This window comes from Bradyrhizobium sp. AT1, assembly GCF_001590795.1.
GTDB lineage: Bacteria > Pseudomonadota > Alphaproteobacteria > Rhizobiales > Xanthobacteraceae > Bradyrhizobium.
In genome coordinates, this window is the sequence record NZ_JXDL01000001.1 from 5,868,750 (window position 1) to 5,889,848 (window position 21,099).

Sequence of the window (21,099 nt, forward strand, 5' to 3'; positions counted from 1 at the left end):
TTCACGATCCCCCGCCGGCCGTCCCCGAATTCACCGGCGCCAGCTCATCCTCACGGCAGCGCCAGCCGTCGGCGGCTTTGACGAATGCAAAAGTGCGCTGGATCCGCAAGCGCCGTGTGACGTTGAAGGCTTCGGCCGTGCGCTCCTTGTTGCCGGCGCCCGGCTGCGGAAGCCCTGTCCTCGCGTCCCAGCAGGTGCCGGTGCAGCTGAAGGCGACCTTGCTACACACAGTGAACGGCGCCAGCACCGCCATCTCGATCTCGCCCGTGACCTGGGCCTCCTGGTCTGTGACCTGGCTGTCGAGCGCGTAGACACGGTTGATGCGCAGGAAGTTGCCGCACGAATTGGCCGCATGGATGCGTGCTGCGCAGAAGTCGACCGCGTCGGTGTCGGGGATGCGGGCCGCGACCTGCCGACCAAACACCTTCTTGGGGTCGCCCTTCGCCGCGCGAATCTCGTCGGTCCTGCGCTTCAAATGCTCGGCGAGACAATCCTCCGCGGATTGAAGTTCCTGCAGCGGCACATTCTCCTTGCCGACGAGATTGCATTTGCGATCGCGCTCGCGGGTCCACCTGCCATATTCGGCGAAGGCAAAGCGCGCCGCGGTCGGGTCCAGCTTGGCGATCAGGCCGAGCACCTGGCCATTGAGCTCGGTTTCGGCCAGCGCCAGCGAGGGGTCAGCACAGATCAGTGCGCCCGCTGCGGTGTTCGCTGCAAGGCAGTCGAAATCGGGATCGCGCACGATCGCGGCACGCTCCTCGGTCACCTTGAGCAGGCAGGCCTTCACCCGGTCGAACTCGTCGGTGCGGATCGCGGTCTGGCCGATGATGCCGCAGCCGAGGTTGCGCTGGCGGATCCAGATCGCATTCTCCTCGATCGCAGGCAGCCGATCGGGCAGGCGGGCGAGGCGCCCTTCGATCGCCACGCTCAGCTTCTCGGCGGCGGCGGCGAGCGCTGCATCACCGCAGAACAATTGATTGCCGGGGTCGCGAATCTGCCGGCAGTTGTTTTTGGCGAACAGCGGCAGCCGGTCGGCGATGGCTGGGTCCGACTGGGCGGCCGCGGGCGTCGCGAGCGCCAGCAGCGCAAGCACAGTCAGCACGATGAACCGCATTCCAGTCGCCCCCGCATGGAAGGCGCCATGCTAGCGGTTCGGATCGCGGGGTGGAATGGGGTTGTCTGGGATCGGGCTACGGGAAGATCAATGTGCCTCGGCGGCGACCATCGAGAGCCGCGCGGGCTCGTCGACATATTTCAGCACGGCCGACTGGTAGAGCGCGAACAGCGGCTGGTAGCTCCGCGCAGCTTCGTCCTCGACCATCGCCATGCGGCGGTTGTCGAGCATCAACCAGCGGCCGTCGAGCTTTGCGGCGGCGACCGCGTGCTCTTCGCCGGCCCTGACGTCGCGCACCACGACGATGCGGAGGTCTTCGGCGGCGACGCCTGACAGCCGCAGGGCGGCCAGCTTGGCGATGGCGTAGTCTTCGCAATCGCCGGCGCCGCGGGCGAAGGTCGCAAGCGGCGAGCTCCAGACGTCGTCGATGCCGTCATTGGCGGGGTGGATGGCGAGGTTGATGGCGCGATTGGTCTCGCCGAGCCGGGCGCGGCCGTCGCGAGCACGGGCCTGGTCGACGATGGCGAGCAGCCTCAAGGCCGCGGGCGATGCGCAATTGTCCCGGTCGCCGTCGCACAGCGCAAGCTGCACCATGTCGTCGTCGAGCCTGTTCTTCAGCGCGGACCATTTCTGCTGCAGGCTGCCGGACGAAATCGCGAAGGCGAACACGCCGAACGGCTCGGCGGATTTGCGCACGAGAACGCCTGCTCCCGGCGACAGCAGCGTGCCGGCGCGAAGCTCGGCGGCCGACCCGAGCAGGACCAGTCCGCACAGGACAAGAATTGCGCGCCAGGCGCGCGAGCGAGCAGCGGTCTCCATCTGACATCCCCTTCCCTGGCTTCGTCAGGTCCCCCTCGACCTCGACGCGCCGGGCTTTGTTGCTTTCGTGGAGATAGTGCGAGACGGGCTGTTTTGTTCTGCTTAACGCGTCCGGCCGGGGTTCCAAAACCGGGGAACAGGCTGAAACGCGCCTGTCCACATTGCGTAAAATTTTACGATTCGCCGGCTAGGAGGTGTCCTGCTGCCGCGAAACGGCGCCGATTGCAGACATAGGTTGTGGGCGTTCCGAATCTGCGTCGCATGGCTAACGACCCCCTATTTCATGGGGTTCTGTTAGTTGGGTCACAGATTTAACTCCGTATTTGCCGCAGGATGCCGCGGGACCTCACGAAGAAAAGATGACGCCAGTATCTGTTTCGTGACTATACATAAGTCTACTTTGGATGACTGGAAATGCGTGGAAATAGGCCGAATTCAACTTCAAAATATTTGAAAGATTACTTCAGTTCCTCTGGACGGGTCCCCACCCAGGGGGCCTCCTGGGGCCAAGTGATGCGAAATCACACAAGCAATAGATGGTATCGCTAAGGACTTGCTAATGCTATGCAAGCATAGGCAATCGATACTTACTTAAATTTTAACCCTTTTACGGTGCCCGGTTGAATTACGCTGGCCAGTTTGACGCCGCGATTTCTTTGGACGGCCAGGGCTCCCGTTCGCCTGCCGGGGCCCATGTCGATTCCTTTACGGCGAAAGCGCATGGCCACGTGCCCGAGGGCGCGTTCGTTGTTCCCGACCCCAATCTGATCTTCAACGGCGAATTCAAGCGCGCGGGTCTCGATCTCGTGCTGTCCCACGAGGGGAACGAGTTCGTCGTTCACGATTATTTCAGGGGCGACAAGCGTGCCGCGCTCGCCTCCCCCGACGGAGCCCACCTCACCGGTGACGTCGTCAACGCGCTCACGGGCTATGTCCAGGTTGCGCAAGCCGCGCCCGGCGCGGCAGCGGCCCAGGTCATCGGCCACGTCACCAAGCTCGTGGGCAGCGCGACCGCGATCCGCAATGGCGTCTCGGTCATCCTGAACAACGGCGACAACGTCGAGAAAGGAGACGTGGTCTCGACCGGCGCCGATTCGACGCTCGGCATCACCTTCATCGACGGTACCGTGTTCGGCCTGTCCTCCAATGCGCGGATGGTGCTGAACGAGATGGTTTACGACCCCAACGGGTCGAGCAATTCCTCGCTGCTGAGCCTCGTCGCGGGCACCATTACCTTCGTCGCCGGCGAGACCGCCAAGCACGGCGACATGAAGATCGACACGCCGGTCGCCACCATGGGCATCCGCGGCACGGCCGTGCTGACCCAGATCAACTTCGTCGTTCCCGCCGGCGGCGGCGATCCACAGCCGCAGGCAAGCTTCCAGGTGCTGGTCGAGCCGAACGGCACGACGGGCTCCTACATCCTGTTCGACAAGATCACGCTGCTGCCGATCGCGACGGTCAACCAGGCCGGCCAGATGATCCAGATCAGCGGCGGCAACGTCTCGATCTCCAATGCGCTGATGTCGCCGGACGTTCAGAAGCTGATCACGGACGTGTTCACGCTGAAGTTCACCGACAACAACACCAACACCAAGCTGACCACGAACTTCACCGACACGCTCACGCCGACGAGCCAGGACCTGGTGTTCAAGTCGGGGGCCGGCCCCGTCGTGATCGCGACCTTCGTCAACCTCAATCCGCAGGGATCGGAGGGACCCGGCACGCCCCCGCCGTCCTCCACGCGTATTCCCGGCCAGCCGATCGTGCAGAGCTTCGACGCCGGCGGCAATGTGAAGACGGCGTTCGCGTTGACCGAGCGCGCGGACACCACAGGCGACACGCATAGTGACACGATTTCCGGCCTGATCAGGTTCCTCGACCAAAACCTCGGCGATCGGCCGACAGCCAGCGTCAGCCTCGCCGACGCACCGAACTATGTCTACAAGGACGCCGGCCAGCACGACGTCACCGGCTCGCTCTCCGCGCTCCAGAAGCAGGACATCGCGGCCACGCAGATCCAGATCAGCGTCGTCCCCGACGCCGGCAACGCCAACAACGGATCGGCGGTCTGGACCTACACGATCCCCGACAAGGTCTTCGACTTCCTCGCGGCCGGCGAAACGCTGACGCTGACCTACATGGTTCGCGTCGACACCAATTTCGCGGTGAGCCCGGAGTCCAAGTTCATCCCGATCACCATCACGATCACGGGCACGAACGACAAGCCCACGGTCGCGACGGCGGGCGGCACAGTCATCGAGAAGGTCGGCACCGGCAACGAGGCGCTCGACACCATCACGGGCACGGTCGCCTTCACCGATGTCGACCTGACGGACCGGCCGATCGTGAGCGCGGCGCTCTCGTCCGCCCATCCGTTCAAATATCTCGATGCGCAGGGCCACGACATCACCGCAACGCTGACGCCGGAGCAGCGCGCCGCGATCGCCGCCGTCGAGGTGCCGCTGACCGTGGTGCAGGGCGCCGGGAACGGCAACAACGGCTCGGCCACCTGGACCTACAGCGTTCCCGATCATCTGTTCGATTTCCTCGCCGAAGGCGAGACGCTGACCCTCAATTACGTCGTGCAGGTCGATGACGGCCACGGCGGTGTCGTCAGCACGCCGATCACCGTGTCCATCAACGGCGCGGACGTCAATGTCGAGGGTACCAACGACCTGCCGACGATCGTCGAAGCCGATACCACGCCGGCCGGTGCGGTGACCGAGGATCATGCGGCCACGCTCGCGGCCAACGGCACCATCACATTCAACGACCCTGATCTCACGGATACGCACACTGCCAGCTTTTCGCTGAAGTCGACGGTTTCGAGCGCGCATCTGCCGGGCTTCAACGACGGCACCTCGCATATCGGCACGTTCGCGCTTACCTCGGTGGTCGAAAGCCCGGGCGTCAGCTCCCGCGGATCGGTGGGCTGGACCTTCACGCTCGACGACAACGACCCGGTGCTGCAGTCGCTGGCCGAAGGCCAGACCATCACGCAGGTCTACACCGTCACGGTGGACGACCATCACGGTGGGACGGTCACGAAGGACGTGACGGTGGTCATCACCGGCAAGAACGATGCGCCGACCGTGACCAGCAGCGAGGCGGCGGCAACCGGCAAAGTCATCGAGGATGCCGGCCTGACGCTGTCGATCGACGGCGTGCTGGCGATTCAGGATCTCGACCTGATCGACACCCATACGGCGCATGTGGGGTTCAACACCTCGTCCTCGAGCGCGCATCTGCCCGGCTTTGTCGAGGGGACGACCAATATCGGCACCTTCACGATTGATCAGTCGGTGTTGGAGCACAGCGATGACACCGACAATGGTGCGACGCTGGGCTGGCACTTCACGCTCGACAACAGCAATGCGATGCTGCAGTCGCTGGCTGACGGGCAGACCATCACCCAGGTCTACACCGTCACCTTCACCGACAATCACGATGCGACGGTGACGAAGGACGTCACCGTCACCATCACGGGTGTCAATGACGCTCCGACCATCACCAGCACTGCCGCAGCGGCGACAGGGCATGTCGTCGAGGACGCGGGCCTGACGCTCTCGATCGGTGGTACGCTGGCGATCCAGGATCTCGATCTGATCGACACCCATGCGGCGGATGCGGTGTTCAAGTCGTCGTCCATCAGCTCTGCGCTGCCGGGCTTCAATGCCGGCAGCGCGCATATCGGCACCTTCACCATCGACCCTTCGGTGTTGGAGTACGGCGACGACACCGACAATGGCGCGACGCTGGGCTGGCATTTCACGCTGGACAACAGCAATGCCGTGCTGCAGTCGCTGGCGCAGGGCCAGGCCATCACGCAGGTCTACACCGTGACGTTCGATGATCATCACGGCGGCGTCATCACCGAAGACGTCACCGTGACGATCACGGGCGTCAATGACGCGCCGACGATCACGAGCAATGACGCCGCGGCGATGGGCGCGGTGACCGAGGACGAGAGTGCCCCGCTCACGGCGGATGGCACGTTGGCGATCCAGGACGTCGACTTGACCGACACCCATGCGGCGACGTGGTCATTCAAATCATCGTCCGTCAGCTCGAGCCTGCCGGGCTTCGGAGCCGGCGCGCATATCGGCACGTTCTCGATCGATGCGGTGTCGGAATCCGCGACCGATACCGACAATGGCGCGACGCTGGGCTGGCACTTCACGCTGGACAACAGCGATCCGGTGCTGCAGTCGCTGGCGGAGGGGCAGACCATCACCCGGGTCTACACCGTCACGTTCGACGACAAGAACGGTGGCACGGTCAGCAAGGACGTGACGGTCACGATCACAGGCACCAACGACGCGCCGACGATCACGAGCGATGCCGACGCCGCCAAGGGTGCGGTCACCGAGGATGAGGGCGCAACCCTCACGGCCGACGGCACGCTGGCGATTCATGATGTCGACCTGATCGACACCCACACGGCGACCTGGTCGTTCGTATCCTCGTCCGTCAGCTCGGATCTTCCGGGCTTCGGATCGAGCGCGCATATCGGCACGTTCACGATCGATTCGTCGGTGTCCGAATCCAACGGCAGCGGGACTTTGGGCTGGCACTTCACGCTCGACAACAGCGATCCGGTGCTGCAGTCGCTGGCGGAGGGGCAGACCATCACCCAGGTCTACACCGTCACGTTCGACGACAAGAACGGTGGCACGGTCAGCAAGGACGTGACGGTCACGATCACAGGCACCAACGACGCGCCGGCCGTTTCCTATGCCGCCTCGGAAGACATGGGCTTCGACGGCCACACCATCGCGGTCGGCGCCGCGCCGACGGTCGCCACCGATGACGTGACGCTGGACGGCCGGGTGAACTGGAACGGCGGGGCCGAGGCCGGACACGGCCAGATCCTGTTCTACAACGGCAACACCTCGACGACGGGCTTCGGCCTGCTCGGGACGGTCAATGCCAACGGCACAATGGAATTGCAGATCCTGGCGGGCGGCGCCCAGATTGCCGATACCGGCGTGGCAATCGGCGCGTCGGAATGGCACAACATCGCGCTGACCCGGGACAACGGCACCTTCAAGCTCTATCTCGACGGCCATCTCGAATATTCGCAGGCCTGGTCGGTCAACCCGATCGACGGGAGCCCGTCGAATCCGTCGCACTCCTACATGATGATCGGCGGCGCGAGCGAGCCGGGCGCGGCGGGCTTTGGCTCGGAAGGCTTCTTCGGCTCGATCGCCGATGTCAGCGTCTGGACTGACGCACTCTCGCCGGCGCAGATCCAGTCGATCGATTTCACCGCGCTCAGCGGCCACGAGACGAACCTAGCCGCGTACTACCAGCTCGGCGGCAGCGGCAACACGGTGGCCAATTCGGTCAATGCCGCCCAAAGCCTCGACATCGACCTTGCCGATCTCAAGGAAACCAATGAGGGCCAGTCCACGCATGGCGTGCTGACGATCTCCGACGTCGACGCGACCGATCACGTCACGGTAGAGGTCAGCCAGCTTCAGGTCACGCTCGACGGCGTGACGCAAACCGGTAGCGTCGGCGGGCTGTCGCAGACGGACCTCTTGAACTATCTCACCGTCCCCTCCGGCGACATTCTCGACGGCACCGCCACCCATACGCAGTTCACGTGGCAGTTCAATTCGGGCGGCGAGGCCTTCGACTTCCTCGCTGCCGGCCAGACGCTGTCGCTGCAATACACGATCGTTCCGCATGACGGGTACGGCATGGGCACGGGGGCAGTCGTCACCATCACCATCGACGGCAGCAACGACGCGCCGACGCTGGCCGACCTTTGCATCGGCCCGATCGAGGATACGGTCGGTCCCGACACCTTCTCCGATCTGTCCGGAACGCTGGCGGGCCATGATGCCGATACTGGCGAGACGGCGACGCTGACCTATGCAGTTCTCAATGCGGATCACCATGTAGTCACGACGATCATGGGACACTATGGCTCGCTGACGGTCGATTCACATGGCAACTACACCTACGTCCCCAATGCTGAGGCGATCAACGCGCTGTCGGAAGGTTCCTACACGGATAAATTTACGGTTCAGACCACCGACGCACACGGTGCGACCGGCATTGCAAACCTCACGGTGGGCGTGGTCGGCGCGGATGACGAGAACGTCGCTCCGGTGATCGACGTTGACCAGGTCTACGTCACGCAGGAAGGCGACATGGTCTCGGTCCATGGCATCACCGTCGCCGACATCGACGCTGCCTCTGACGAAACCTTCACGCTCACTGCGACGGCGGATTCGGGCGCATATGTGGACCCTGCATCGACGTTCGATATCTTGGCGAGCGTCAATTCAGCCCTTCAAAATCTGACCTACGTCGAGCCGGGCCAGAGCGCGCCTGGGACGGACAAGCTTGCCATCACCGTGTCCGACGGCCACGGTGCAAGCGATACGGTCAACTTGATCTTCAATCTGGCAGAAGGGGGGCTGGTGACCCTCGCCAGCACAGATCGCAAAGATGTGCTGTTCGGGACGGGCTATCAGGATCAGTTCGTGTTTGTCGCCAATTCCAATCGCGACATCATTCTGGATTTCACGCACAATCAGGACCATATCGACCTGTCGGCCGTTGTGACGACCTCCAGCATTTCCGACTGGATGACCCAGCACGTGGCCGCGTCGGGGGCGGACACCCTGATCACGCTTGATGCGGCGAATTCTATCCTGGTGAAGGGCGTCAGTCTCCAGGCGAACGATTTCATCGTTCATCCCTGACGCCTGGGCGCGCCGGACGTCTGCATCTCCGATCGGTGCTGCCATTGATCGTCAATGCGTGATATTCAGCCAGCATGAAACGTCTCAAGATCTTGCGGCGGTGGTTTGCGCGGAAGCTGGGCTTCGCGCGGCTGATGTGCCTTGCGCTGCTGGTGCTGTTTGCCGCCGTGCGCCTGTGGGATCCGCTGCCGATCCAGGAATTGCGGCTGCGCACCTTCGACATGTTCCAATTGATCGACCCGCGCCACAAGGCGGCGCGGCCGGTCGTCATCGTCGACATTGACGACAAGAGCCTTGCCAAGCTCGGCCAGTGGCCATGGCCGCGCACGCGGATCGCGGATCTGATCCAGAACCTCACCAGCAACGGCGCGGTGGCGATCGGGTTCGACGTGGTGTTCTCCGAACCCGACCGGCTCAATCCCGATCTGGTCGCGAGCCAGATGCGCTATCTCGACGACGCCACCCGCACCAAGCTGCGCGAGCTGCCGAGCAACGATCAGGTGCTCTCCGACGCGATCAAGCGGTCGCGCGTAGTGCTGGGCGAGACGGGCCAGCGGGCGATCTCGTCCGAGATCGACAAATCGCTGCCCTTCACCGGCGTCGCGACCGTCGGCGAGGAGAACGCCGAGCGCTTCCTGTTCGAATTCCCCGGCCTGCTCCGCAACGTGCCCGTCATCGAGAAGGTCGCGGCCGGTCGCGGCCTGTTCACGATCAGGCCCGAGCGCGACGGCCTGATCCGCCGCGTGCCCATGATCATGCGGGCCCAGGGCAACATCATGCCCTCGCTCAGCCTCGAGATCCTGCGTGTCGTCACGGGCACGCCGACCCTGCTGGTGCGGACCGACAAGACCGGGGTGCGCGCCGTGCGGCTCAAGGGCGTGGAGATTCCGACCGACAAGAACGGGCAGCTCTGGGTGCATTATGCCCGCCCGGACCCCTCGATCTACGTCTCCGCAGTCGACGTGCTCGACAACACCGTGCCGGCGGCCAGGATCGCCGGCAAGCTCGTGCTGATCGGCACCTCCGCGGTCGGCCTGAACGACATCAAGACCACGCCGGTCTCGCGGGCCATGCCGGGCGTCGAGATCCATGCCCAGGTGCTGGAGAGCGTGCTGAGCGGTGCGGTGATCTCGCAGCCGAATTACGCGCTCGGCGTCGAGCTGATCGCCGCGCTGGTCATCGGGTTGCTGGTGATCATCTTCACGCCGAATCTCGGTCCCGTGCGCCTCGTGCTCGCGGGCGCGACCTTCGCCGCCATCCTGGTCGGCGTGTCCTGGTTCTTCTATGCCCAGTACCGCTACCTCATCGACTTCACCTATCCGCTGCTCTCGACCACCGGGATCTACCTGACGCTGATCTTCGCGAGCTTCGTGCGCGAGCAGCGCCAGCGCGTGCAGATCCGCGGGCAGTTCGCGCAGTACATGTCGCCCGTGCTGGTCGAGCAGCTCGTGCAGCAGCCGGAAAAGCTGGTGCTCGGCGGCGAGGAGCGCGAGATGACGATCATGTTCTCCGACGTGCGCGGCTTCACCACGATCTCGGAGAGCTACAAGCACGATCCGCAGGGCCTGATCGAGCTGATGAACCGCTTCCTGACCCCGTTGACGAACGTGATCCTCGAAGAAAAGGGCTATGTCGACAAATATATGGGCGACGCCATCATGGCGTTCTGGAACGCGCCGCTCGACGACGCCCAGCACGAGGTCAACGCCTGCGAAGCCGCGATCCGGATGCTCGAGCAGATCGACGCGGTCAACAGGGAGCGCGAGCAGGAGGCGGCCGAAGGCGGCCACGTCTACATCCCGCTGAATGTCGGCATCGGCCTCAACACCGGCATTGGCGTGGTCGGCAACATGGGCTCCGACCGCAAGAAGAACTATTCGGTGCTCGGCGACAGCGTGAACCTGGCATCGCGCCTCGAAGGGCAGACCAAGGAATACGGCTTTCCCATCATCGTAGGCTCCCGGACCGCGCTCGCCGCCAAGGACAGGTTCGCGATCCTCGAGCTCGATTTCATCATGGTCAAGGGCAAGAGCGAGCCGGAGGTGATCTACGCCATCGCCGGCCGCGACGATGTGATGCATTCGGCCGCCTTCCAGCGCCTGCGCAACATCACGATCGAGATGCTCGCCTGCTACCGCGGCCGCGATTGGCAGGGCGCTCTCGACGCCATCGAGCGCGGCCGTCGCAGCGAGGACGCCGACACGCTGGAAAAGCTGTTTGGGCTCTACGAGGCAAGGATCAAGGATTTCCAGCTCAATCCGCCGCCGGAGGGATGGAACGGGGCCTATGCGCTGCTGACGAAGTAGGGGCGCGCGAGCTGGTGCTGCGCTAAAGGTGTCGTCCCTGCGAACGCAGGGACCCATAACCACAGGGAGGAGTTACGGTGCGAGCTGATAACTCCGAGTCGTCGCCAAACCCCTCCCTGTGGTTATGGGTCCCGGGTCTGCGCTGACGCTTGCCCGGGACGACAGCTGTATTTGACGCGCGAGCGTTAAGGACAACTCCCGTAGGGTGGGCAAAGGCGCTCTTGCGCCGTGCCCACCAACTCTTTCGATCGCAAAAAAAGGCGTGGGCACGCTTGCGCTTTGCCCACCCTACGGCAGCAGCGTCGCCCTCACTCCATGCCGATCGTCGTCAGGTCCTGGAACCAGTGCTGGGCCTGCACGAACTGCTTGATCTTGGGCGACAGCGCATGCGGGTTGGTGTCGTGGACGACCCAGACCAGCGCGGCATCGTCAACGATCAACGCATGCGCCTGCGCCAGCAACTCATCTTGCTTGGTGCTGTCGAACGTCTGCTTGGCCTCGTCGATCAGCGCGTCCACCTTCGGGTTCTTGTAGCCGCCCCAGTTGACGCCGACAGGCGCGATCTGGCCGGAATGGAAGAAGCGGACGATGGCGTAGAGCGGATCGGAGGTGACGTAGGCGATGTTGTTGGCGGTGATGCCTGCATTCATCTCGTCGGCGGCGCCCTTGCGCCAATGCGTGTAGAGCGTCTCGAGCTCGACCACCTTGAAGTCGATGTCGATGCCGATCTCCTTGAAGCTCTGCTGCAGGAATTCGTTCATCGGCAGCGACAGCATCTGGCCGGTGCCGCCCTGCGCGATGATGAAGGTGGTCTTCAGCGGCTTTGCTTTCGAATAGCCGGCTTCTTCCACCAGCTTCTTCGCTGCGGCGAGATCATATTTCAGCTCGAAGCTCGGCTTGCCGAACCATGGGCTCGACGGGTCGACCTGTCCTTTTGCAGGCTTCGCCAACCCGTTCATCAAGCCCACGACGGCCTCGCGATCGATCGCGAGGTTCAGCGCCTTGCGCAGGCGGATGTCGGTCCAGGGCGAGCCCGGCAGCACGCTGAGATGATAATTCCAGACATGCGGCGTGACGTTGTCGACCAGCTTCATGCCCGCGGCTTTGAGCTGCGGCACGGCATCCGGCGCCGGCGTCTCGATCAGATCGACTTGCCCCGCAAGCAGCGCATTGGTGCGGGTCAGCGCTTCCGGCATCGGCACCAGCACGATCTTGTCGGCCTTCGGGATACGCTTCTTGTTCCAATAGTCCGGATTCCTGCTGAGTTCTGCCAGCTCACGCGGCACCAGCTTGGTCAGCTTGAACGGACCGGTGCCCGAGGGCTGGCTGGCGAACTTGTCCCAGTCCTTGCCCAGTTTCTCGTACTGCGCGGGGCTGGAGACCAGGAACCACAGCATCTGATAGGGGAAGAACGAGTCGACCGTCTTGGTGGTGATCTCCACCGTGGAATCGTCGATCTTGGCGTAACTGGCGACGGAGGGCAGGCGGGTCTTCACCTGCGCGCTCTGCCGCTTGTCGAACTGCGGCGCCTTGTCGTTGAGCACCTTGTCCAGATTCCAGATCACCGCATCGGCATTGAATTCGCTGCCGTCGTGAAACTTGACGCCCTTGCGCAGCGCGAAGCGCCATTTGGTCTTGTCGTTGTCATCCACCTTCCATTCGGTGGCGAGGCCCGGCACCAGCTTGCCCGGCCGATCGGCGACGTCCATTTCCCAGGCCACCAGCGGATCGTAGATCGTGTAAGCCGTGAACTGATAGGCGCCGGCGCCGCGATCGGGTTGCCCCGTCGTCAGCGGAATGTCCGCCATCGAGATGCCGTAGCGCACCACGGTTTCGGCGCGCGCCGAGATTGCGGACGATGCCAACGCAAGCACAGCGAGACAGATCGATAGACGAAGACGCATGACCTAAAGCTCCCAGGGATTTCGGGAGTAAGCCTGCAATCTTGATGCCAGAATAGGCAGCGCGACGCGTGCAGCCACCTGAGACCTACAAGGACTTGTCGTCGCATGGCTAAATTGCAGAATAAGTTTCTCTTTGGCATAGCCATTGCATACGATTGCATCAAAAATAGTCATCGAAGCCGGAAAAGGATTGAGGCGATGCTTACGAAGAAGAACACGCGCGCGGCATTGATCGCGGTGCTCGCTCTAACGACGGCCGCTGCCTGGCCGCGCGTCGCCAGCGCGGAGAGTGTGCTGCGCATCGGCATGACCGCTGCCGATATTCCGCGCACCCTGGGCCAGCCCGATCAGGGTTTTGAGGGCAACCGCTTCACCGGCCTCACTATGTACGATGCGCTGACCGGATGGGACCTGTCATCTGCCGACAAGGCGAGCGTGGTGATTCCCGGCCTTGCGACCGAGTGGAAGGTCGACGATGCCGACAAGACCAAATGGGTGTTCAAGCTTCGCCCCGGCGTCACCTTCCATGACGGCACGCCGTTCAATGCGGATGCGGTGGTGTGGAACGTCGAGAAGGTGCTGAAACAGGATGCGCCGCAATTCGACGCCAGCCAGGTTGGCGTTACTGCCTCGCGCATGCCGACACTGGCCTCCGCCAGGAAGATCGACGACATGACGGTCGAGCTCACCACCAAGGAGCCCGACAGCTTCCTGCCGATCAACCTCACCAATCTCTTCATGGCGAGCCCGACGAAGTGGCAGCATTTCTATGACAAGGCGGAAGGCGCTGACGCCAAGGCCAAATCGCAGGCCGCCTGGACTGCGTTCGCCAAGGATGCCGCGGGCACCGGACCGTGGAAAATGGCGAGTTTCACGCCGCGCGAGCGGCTCGAGCTGGTGAAGAACGCGAATTATTGGAACAAGGATCGCGTACCCAAGATCGACAAGATGGTGCTCTTGCCGATGCCGGAAGCGAACGCGCGCACCGCGGCGCTGCTTTCCGGCCAGGTCGATTGGGTCGAGGCTCCGGCGCCGGACGCGCTGCCCGAGCTCAAGCAGCGCGGCTTCAAGCTCTATTCCAACGAGCAGCCGCATGTCTGGCCCTGGCAGTTCTCGCGCGTCGAGGGTTCGCCCTGGAACGACATCCGCGTGCGCAAGGCGGCGAACCTCTGCATCGATCGCGAAGGCCTCAAGGATGGCCTGCTCGCCGGCCTGATGGTGCCCGCGACCGGCACTTTCGAGCCCGGCCATCCCTGGCGCGGCAAGCCGACTTTCGAGATCAAATACGACAAGGCGGCTGCGCAGAAATTGATGCAGGAGGCCGGCTTCGGCCCCAACAAGAAGCTGACGGTGAAGACGCAGACGTCTGCCTCAGGCTCGGGCCAGATGCAGCCCTTGGCGATGAACGAATATCTCCAGCAGGCGCTGGCGGATTGCTATTTCGACGTGAAGCTCGACGTCATCGAGTGGAATACGCTGTTCACCAACTGGCGCCGCGGCGCCAAGGACCCCAGCGCCAACGGCTCGAATGCGACCAACGTCACCTATGCGGCGATGGACCCGTTCTTCGCGCTGGTACGCTTCCTGCAATCGGGCATGGCGCCGCCGGTCTCCAACAATTGGGGCTTCATCAACAATCCCAAGTTCGATGAGCTGGTGAAGAAGGCGCGGCAGACCTTCGATCCCGCCGCGCGTGACGCCGCGCTCGCCGAGCTGCATGCGGCCTCGGTCGACGACGCAGCCTTCCTCTACGTCGCCCACGACGTCGGCCCGCGCGCCATGAGCCCGAAGGTGACGGGCGTGGTGCAGCCGAAGAGCTGGTTCATCGACTTCTCGCCGGTGTCGATCGCGCAGTAATCCAGCGGCTTGCTCGATGCACCCTCTCCCCTTGCGGGAGAGGGTGGCTTCGCAGAGCGAAGCCGGGTGAGGGGTCTCTCTCCGCGGAGAGATTCTCTCTTATTTCGAAACTATATCCGCGGACAGATACCCCTCATCCGGCGCTTCGCGCCACCTTCTCCCACAAGGGGAGAAGGAAGAAAGAAGACCAGTGCTCGCCTATATCGCCAGACGCATCGTCTACGTCGTCCCGATCGTCATCAGCGTCGCGCTGGTGTGTTTCCTGCTCGTGCACATCACGCCGGGCGATCCGCTCGTTGCCGTGCTGCCCGCCGACGCCTCGCAGGAGCTGGCGGCGCAGTTGCGCGCCGCCTATGGCTTCGACCGCCCGCTGCCGGTGCAGTTCGGGCTGTGGCTGCTCCGCGCCCTTCATGGCGATCTCGGCAATTCCATCGCGACCGGTCGCCCCGTGCTGGCCGAGGTCATGCGCGCGGTCGGCAACACCGTCACGCTGGCGATTGCCGCCGCCATCATCGGCTTCACCATGGGCATCCTGCTCGGCCTGATCGCCGGCTATTTCCGCGAGACCTGGATCGACAAGGTCGCGACCTCCTTCGCCATCGCCGGCGTCTCGGTGCCGCATTATTGGCTCGGCATGGTGCTCGTCATCATCTTCTCGGTGCAGCTGAACTGGCTGCCCGCGGTCGGCGCCGGGCCGAACGGCTCCAACTCCTGGGCCTGGGACTGGGCGCATCTGAAATATCTGGTGCTGCCGGCGATCACGACCTCGGTGATCCCCATGGGCATCGTCACCCGCACCGTGCGCGCGCTCACCGGCGACATTCTCAGCCAGGATTTCGTAGAGGCCTTGCGCGCCAAGGGGCTGCACGAGCGCGGCGTGTTCCGTCACGTCATCAAGAACGCCGCGCCGACGGCGCTCGCGGTGATGGGCCTTCAGCTGGGTTACATGCTCGGCGGCTCGATCCTGATCGAGACCGTGTTCTCCTGGCCGGGCTCGGGCTTCCTGCTCAACTCCGCGATCTTCCAGCGCGATCTGCCGCTGCTGCAGGGCACGATCCTGATTCTGGCGCTGTTCTTCGTCTTCCTCAACCTCCTGGTCGATATCGCCCAAGCCGCGATCGACCCGCGCATTAAGCGAGGCTGACGGGATGAGCGAGCTTCCGTTGTCCGCCACCGCCGATGCCGCATTGCAGGCCGCGCCCGCCACCAAGGCGCGCGGCTATTGGGCGACCGTCGGCCGCCGCATCACCCGTGACAAGGTCAGCATGGTCTGCGCGCTGGTGCTGCTCTTGATCTTTCTCTCCGCAATCCTTGCGCCGTGGCTGGGACTCGAAGATCCCTACAAGGGCTCGATGATCCGTCGCCTGCGCCACATCGGCACCACGGGCTACCCGCTCGGCACCGACGAGCTCGGCCGCGACATGCTCGCGCGTCTCGTCTACGGCGGCCGGCTGTCGCTGGTCATCGGCATCCTGCCCGTGATCCTCGCCTTCTGCATCGGCACCTCGCTTGGCCTCGTTGCCGGTTATGTCGGCGGCAAGCTCAACACCGCGATCATGCGCACGGTCGACGTGTTCTACGCGTTCCCGTCCGTGCTGCTGGCGATCGCGATCTCCGGCGCGCTCGGGGCCGGCATTCTCAACTCCATCGTATCGCTCACGGTCGTGTTCGTGCCGCAGATCACCCGCGTCGCCGAAAGCGTCACCACGGGTGTGCGCAACATGGATTTCGTCGAGGCCGCGCGCGCCTCGGGCGCCGGGCCCTTCACCATCATGCGCGTGCATATCCTCGGCAATGTGCTGGGGTCGATCTTCGTCTACGCCACGAGCCTGATCTCGGTTTCGATGATCCTGGCGGCCGGTCTGTCCTTCCTCGGCCTCGGCACCAAGCCGCCGGAGCCGGAATGGGGCCTGATGCTCAACACTTTGCGCACCGCGATCTACGTCAATCCCTGGGTCGCGGCATTGCCGGGCGCGATGATCTTCGCCGTCTCGATCTGCTTCAACCTGCTCTCGGACGGCCTGCGCAGCGCCATGGACATCAGGAACTAGCCATGAGCCAGAGCGCCACATCCGTCACCATGCTGGAGCCCGTCGAGGACGTCGGCGGCGTTGCGCAGCCGCTGCTGCAGGTCAACGGCCTGACCAAGCATTTTCCGGTACGCGGCGGGCTGTTCGCCGCCAAGCGCACCGTGCGCGCCGTCGACAATGTCTCCTTCTCCGTCGCCAAGGGCGAAACCGTCGGCATCGTCGGTGAATCCGGTTGCGGCAAGTCGACCACTGCGCGGCTTCTGATGCACCTGATGCCACGCGATACCGGCGACATCATCTATGACGGCATGACCGTGGGTCAATCGCTGAGCTTGCGCGAGCTGCGCCGCGGCATGCAGATGGTGTTCCAGGATTCCTACGCCTCGCTCAATCCGCGCCTCACCATCGAGGAATCCATTGCCTTTGGCCCCAAGGTCCACGGCATGGCCGACGGCGCGGCGCGGGCGCTCGCGCGCGAGCTGCTCGGCAAGGTCGGCCTTCGTCCGGAAAATTTCGCGAGCCGCTATCCGCACGAGATATCCGGCGGCCAGCGCCAGCGTGTCAACATCGCACGGGCACTGGCATTGTCGCCAAGGCTGGTGATCCTGGACGAGGCGGTGTCCGCGCTGGACAAATCCGTCGAGGCGCAGGTGCTCAACCTGCTCGCCGATCTCAAGCGCGAATTCGGCCTGACTTATCTCTTCATCAGCCACGACCTCAATGTCGTCCGCTACATCTCCGACCGCGTGCTGGTGATGTATCTCGGCGAGGTCGTCGAGCTCGGTCCGGTCGACCAGGTCTGGGATCGTCCTGCGCATCCCTACACGCGCGCTCTTCTTGCCGCGATGCCGTCCTCCGACCCTGACAGGCGCACCGAGACGCCGCCGATCACGGGCGATCCGCCCAATCCGATTGATCCGCCCTCGGGCTGCCGCTTCCACACCCGTTGCCCGTTTGCGGAGCCGCTCTGCGCAAATGCGACACCAAAGCTCACTGCGCTCGATAATATGGGCCACGAGGCCGCGTGCTACATGGCCATTCCGGGTTCTGGCCATAGCCGCGCGCCCAGGGAGACACATTCATGACGAGACCGACACCGAAAGAGATCAAGCCGATCGCGCAAATTGCGGGCGTGCCCGTTGATGACGAGATCGCGACCCGCATCTCCAATTCCATCGGACCTGCGTTCGAAGGCTTTGCAGCCATCGCCGGCACGCTGCCGTTCGACCTGGAGCCCGCGCTCTATCCGATCGCGCAAGTCACGAAGGTGTCGAAATGAGCCTTGAACCTGCATTCATGACGCTCACCGAGGTCGCGCGCGCGATCGCGATGAAGCAGGTGTCCTCGCATGAGGTGACGCGCGCGCTGCTGCATCGCATCGCGCAGTGGCAGCCACATCTCAACGCCTTCATGTCGATTGAGGCCGAGTCCGCGCTGATGGCGGCCGAAGCTGCCGATGCAGCGCTGGCCAAGGGCAATGTCCGAGGTCCCCTGCACGGCGTGCCGCTCGCGCACAAGGATATGTATTACGACGCTGGCAAGGTTTCGACCTGCGGCTCGTTGATCCGCCGCGACTTCGTGCCGACCGTCACGTCCACCGCCTTGCAGCGGCTGAAGGATGCCGGCCAGGTCCGGCTCGGCACGCTGCATCTGGCCGAGTTCGCCTACGGCCCAACCGGTCACAATCATCACTATGGTCCGGTCCGCAATCCCTGGAACGTCGCCCACATCACCGGCGGCTCGTCTTCCGGCTCCGGCTCGGCGGTCGCGGCGCGGCTGACTTATGCGGCGCTTGGCTCGGACACCGGCGGCTCGATCCGCATGCCCGCGCATTTCTGCGGCGTCACGGGTCTGAAGACCACTGTCGGTCGCGTCAGCCGTGCCGGCGCAATGCCGCTGTCGCAATCGCTCGACACCGTTGGCCCGCTCGCCCGCACCGCCGAGGATTGCGCGCTGCTGCTGGCGCTGATGGCTGGCGCGGACGCCGCCGATTCCACCTGTAGCCATGAGCCGCTGTCGGACTACGTCGCCGCCACCAAAGGCTCGTTGAAGGGCCTCAAGATTGGCGTGCCCACTTCGTTCTATGTCGACGATCTCGACAGCGAGGTCGCGCGGGTGCTCGACGAGACCATCGCGGTGCTCAAGCGCGAGGGCGCCGACATCGTCAAGGTCGAGCTGCCGGATCAGCGGCAATTGTCCTCGGCAAGTCAGCTCGTGCTCGCCGCCGAGGCTGCCGCCTTCCACAAGCGCTGGATGATCGAGCGTCCGCAGGACTATGGCCCGCAAGTCTTGATGCGGCTGCAGAACGGCCTCGCCGTTCCCGCCATCACCTATCTGGAGGCGATGCGTTGGCGCGGGCCAGCACTCGCTGCGCACAACACCGCAACGGCGGATGTCGACGCGGTGATCGCACCGGCCTCGCCGGTGCCGGCGCCGACCATCGAGGAGAGTGATGTTGGCGGCGGTCCGAGCGCACCGGCCATGGTGCAGCGGTTGACGTTGTTCACCCGCCCCGTGAACTTCCTCGGCCTGCCGTCGCTCACCATACCGTCCGGCTTCACCAAGAGCGGTCTCCCAGTCGGCATGCAGCTGATCGGCCGCTCCTTCGATGAAGCCACCCTTCTCACCATCGGTGCCGCCTTCCAGCGCGTCACCGATTATCACGATCGATTCCCGAAACTGCCGTCATGACCAAGCTCGTCGAGATCTCAGGCCTCAACATCCGCTTCACCGGAGAGCGCACGGTCTACGCCGTGAACGACCTCAGTCTCTCGCTGGGTGACGGCGAGGTGCTGGGCCTGCTCGGCGAATCCGGCTCGGGCAAGAGCGTGACCTTGCGTGCGTTGATGCGGCTGTTGCCGAAGAAGCGCACGCAGATTTCGGGCAAGGTCAACGTGATGGGGCAGGACGTGCTCGCCATGAACGACGATCAATTGTCGTCGTTCCGCGGTCAGACCGTCTCGATGATCTTCCAGGAGCCCGCGCTCGCGCTCGATCCGGTCTACACCATCGGCGCACAGATCGCCGAAAGCGTGGTGCGTCACGAGGGCAAAAGCCATGCGGAGGGCAGGGCGCGCGCGCTCGAAATGCTCGAGGTCGTGCGCATTCCCTCCGCCAAGCGGCGGCTCGATGCTTATCCGCACGAGATGTCCGGCGGCATGCGCCAGCGTGCGATGATCGCGCTAGCGCTGGCCTGCCGGCCGAAGATCCTGCTGGCGGACGAGCCGACCACTGCGCTCGATGCCACCGTGCAGATCCAGATCCTCTTGCTGCTGCGCGAGCTGCAGCGCGAGTTCGGCATGTCCGTCATCTTCGTCACCCACGACATTGGTGTCGCGATCGAGATCTGCGACCGCGTTGCGGTGATGTATGCCGGCCAGATCGTGGAGCAGGGGACACTTCGCGATATCGTCCGCACGCCGGTGCATCCCTACGCCAAGGGCCTGCTTGCCTCGACCATCCACGGTGCCAGCCGGGGGCAGCGCCTGGAGACCATCCCCGGCACGCCGCCCTCGCTGTCTGAGAAGCCGCACAACTGCTCCTTCGCCCCCCGCTGCAAGCTCGCCGAGCCGCGCTGCCTGGAGCAATTGCCTGCGAATGTCGAGGTCGGACCGGGCCGGGCGGCAAGGTGCGTGCTGGCGGAGCCAGCGCCGGCGACATAGGCCGGCGCGCTCGCTCACGCGCTCTTGCGAAGTGCAGCGCGCGCTTCTCCAAAATTCCTCTGCGACAACACCGGGTTGTCGCAGTTCACGGCCCGCACTCCGACCAAGCCGTTCTACTGTGCATGGGGTTGTTTTCGCGTTTTTATCCGCGCCCGGCATTCACACCCCATTCATCCCGGTTCCCGTTCCATGCCGGACATTCAAGGAGAGGGACCTCACTTATGTACATTTCCAACGAAGGCCTGCTTGTCATCCTGTTCGTCGGCCTGGTGGCCGGCTGGCTCGCCGGCAAGGTCGTGCGCGGGACCGGGTTCGGCATCATCGGCGACATCGTGGTCGGCATCGCCGGCGCGCTGGTGGCGAGCTTCCTGTTTCCGAAACTCGGCATTCGTCTCGGCACGGGCCTGGTGTCAGAGATCGTTTATTCCGCCATCGGCGCGGTCATCCTGCTGCTGGTGGTGCGGCTGGTGCGCGGCGGCGGCCGGTTCTAGCCCGCGCCCGGCGGATCGGAACTTTCGGGCTCTCGCTTTTCCGGGAAGAGCCTGAAAACCCGCAAGAAAAAGCCGCAAGCCTGTGAAATTCCGGACTTGCGCGCGAGGCCATCAAGGGTAGATGTGGCTGGTGGAGGCCTGGATGAGGTCGACGGCGTTGGACGCGCGGAAAACGCGATGTTAATCCGGGTCAA

Annotated in this window: 13 protein-coding genes; 10 read left to right on the top strand and 3 right to left on the bottom strand. The window is 64.0% G+C overall.

The genetic code is table 11. The features are described 5' to 3' along the window. Position 1: 1 nt before the first annotated feature. Together SE92_RS27245 and SE92_RS27250 are read right to left on the bottom strand one after the other, a co-directional pair. Complete coding sequence (locus tag SE92_RS27245; protein ID WP_063200390.1) at positions 2 to 1,114, bottom strand: lysozyme inhibitor LprI family protein; 1,113 nt, start codon at positions 1,112 to 1,114, stop codon at positions 2 to 4. An 87-nt stretch (positions 1,115 to 1,201) separates the two neighbouring features. Continuing rightward, positions 1,202 to 1,933: a transglutaminase-like cysteine peptidase gene (locus SE92_RS27250; protein ID WP_063200393.1), complete on the bottom strand. Its 732-nt coding sequence runs from the start codon at positions 1,931 to 1,933 to the stop codon at positions 1,202 to 1,204. A 620-nt stretch (positions 1,934 to 2,553) separates the two neighbouring features. Between SE92_RS27250 and SE92_RS27255 the strand changes: the two genes are divergently transcribed. After that, on the top strand, positions 2,554 to 8,655 hold the full coding sequence (locus SE92_RS27255) for a VCBS domain-containing protein (protein ID WP_063921230.1): 6,102 nt from the start codon (positions 2,554 to 2,556) through the stop codon (positions 8,653 to 8,655). A 74-nt stretch (positions 8,656 to 8,729) separates the two neighbouring features. Further along, the gene (locus tag SE92_RS27260; RefSeq protein ID WP_063200400.1) at positions 8,730 to 10,961 is read left to right on the top strand and encodes a CHASE2 domain-containing protein; all 2,232 of its coding nucleotides are present in this window, start codon (positions 8,730 to 8,732) and stop codon (positions 10,959 to 10,961) included. A 308-nt stretch (positions 10,962 to 11,269) separates the two neighbouring features. On the opposite strand, the gene SE92_RS27265 is transcribed toward SE92_RS27260, so the two are convergent. Then, positions 11,270 to 12,865, bottom strand: coding sequence for an ABC transporter substrate-binding protein (locus SE92_RS27265; RefSeq protein ID WP_063200403.1), 1,596 nt, complete (start codon positions 12,863 to 12,865; stop codon positions 11,270 to 11,272). Between the two features lie 198 nt (positions 12,866 to 13,063). On the opposite strand from SE92_RS27265, the gene SE92_RS27270 reads away from it, so the two are divergent. From SE92_RS27270 to SE92_RS27305, 8 genes are all read left to right on the top strand, one after another. After that, entirely contained in the window at positions 13,064 to 14,722 is a 1,659-nt protein-coding gene (locus tag SE92_RS27270; RefSeq protein ID WP_063200406.1) for an ABC transporter substrate-binding protein, read from the top strand. 190 nt (positions 14,723 to 14,912) lie between these two features. Then, complete coding sequence (locus SE92_RS27275) at positions 14,913 to 15,866, top strand: ABC transporter permease (RefSeq protein ID WP_063200410.1); 954 nt, start codon at positions 14,913 to 14,915, stop codon at positions 15,864 to 15,866. Between the two features lie 4 nt (positions 15,867 to 15,870). Further along, a complete protein-coding gene (locus SE92_RS27280; protein WP_063200413.1) occupies positions 15,871 to 16,773 on the top strand; it encodes an ABC transporter permease in 903 nt (300 codons plus the stop codon). Between the two features lie 2 nt (positions 16,774 to 16,775). Next, positions 16,776 to 17,837 (top strand): ABC transporter ATP-binding protein, encoded by a 1,062-nt coding sequence (locus SE92_RS27285; RefSeq protein WP_063200416.1) that lies wholly within the window; start codon positions 16,776 to 16,778, stop codon positions 17,835 to 17,837. Next, positions 17,834 to 18,031: a hypothetical protein gene (locus SE92_RS27290; RefSeq protein WP_063200419.1), complete on the top strand. Its 198-nt coding sequence runs from the start codon at positions 17,834 to 17,836 to the stop codon at positions 18,029 to 18,031. Before SE92_RS27285 ends, SE92_RS27290 begins: the two co-directional genes overlap by 4 nt. Continuing rightward, the gene (locus tag SE92_RS27295; RefSeq protein ID WP_063200422.1) at positions 18,028 to 19,443 is read left to right on the top strand and encodes an Asp-tRNA(Asn)/Glu-tRNA(Gln) amidotransferase GatCAB subunit A; all 1,416 of its coding nucleotides are present in this window, start codon (positions 18,028 to 18,030) and stop codon (positions 19,441 to 19,443) included. The genes SE92_RS27290 and SE92_RS27295 overlap by 4 nt, the downstream gene beginning before the upstream one ends. Further along, positions 19,440 to 20,414 carry an ABC transporter ATP-binding protein gene (locus SE92_RS27300; protein WP_063200425.1) on the top strand — a complete coding sequence of 325 codons (975 nt, stop codon included), beginning with the start codon at positions 19,440 to 19,442 and terminating at the stop codon, positions 20,412 to 20,414. The genes SE92_RS27295 and SE92_RS27300 overlap by 4 nt, the downstream gene beginning before the upstream one ends. Positions 20,415 to 20,635: 221 nt before the next feature. Then, positions 20,636 to 20,905, top strand: coding sequence for a GlsB/YeaQ/YmgE family stress response membrane protein (locus tag SE92_RS27305; RefSeq protein ID WP_018321362.1), 270 nt, complete (start codon positions 20,636 to 20,638; stop codon positions 20,903 to 20,905). Positions 20,906 to 21,099 lie beyond the last annotated feature (194 nt).

What these genes read in the sequence shown, in the direction of transcription:
- SE92_RS27245 (WP_063200390.1), bottom strand. Translation starts at nt 1,114, where the DNA reads ATGCGGTTCATCGTGCTGACTGTGCTTGCGCTGCTGGCGCTCGCGACG.
- SE92_RS27250 (WP_063200393.1), bottom strand. Translation starts at nt 1,933, where the DNA reads ATGGAGACCGCTGCTCGCTCGCGCGCCTGGCGCGCAATTCTTGTCCTG.
- SE92_RS27260 (WP_063200400.1), top strand. Translation starts at nt 8,730, where the DNA reads ATGAAACGTCTCAAGATCTTGCGGCGGTGGTTTGCGCGGAAGCTGGGC.
- SE92_RS27265 (WP_063200403.1), bottom strand. Translation starts at nt 12,865, where the DNA reads ATGCGTCTTCGTCTATCGATCTGTCTCGCTGTGCTTGCGTTGGCATCG.
- SE92_RS27270 (WP_063200406.1), top strand. Translation starts at nt 13,064, where the DNA reads ATGCTTACGAAGAAGAACACGCGCGCGGCATTGATCGCGGTGCTCGCT.
- SE92_RS27280 (WP_063200413.1), top strand. Translation starts at nt 15,871, where the DNA reads ATGAGCGAGCTTCCGTTGTCCGCCACCGCCGATGCCGCATTGCAGGCC.
- SE92_RS27285 (WP_063200416.1), top strand. Translation starts at nt 16,776, where the DNA reads ATGAGCCAGAGCGCCACATCCGTCACCATGCTGGAGCCCGTCGAGGAC.
- SE92_RS27290 (WP_063200419.1), top strand. Translation starts at nt 17,834, where the DNA reads ATGACGAGACCGACACCGAAAGAGATCAAGCCGATCGCGCAAATTGCG.
- SE92_RS27295 (WP_063200422.1), top strand. Translation starts at nt 18,028, where the DNA reads ATGAGCCTTGAACCTGCATTCATGACGCTCACCGAGGTCGCGCGCGCG.
- SE92_RS27300 (WP_063200425.1), top strand. Translation starts at nt 19,440, where the DNA reads ATGACCAAGCTCGTCGAGATCTCAGGCCTCAACATCCGCTTCACCGGA.
- SE92_RS27305 (WP_018321362.1), top strand. Translation starts at nt 20,636, where the DNA reads ATGTACATTTCCAACGAAGGCCTGCTTGTCATCCTGTTCGTCGGCCTG.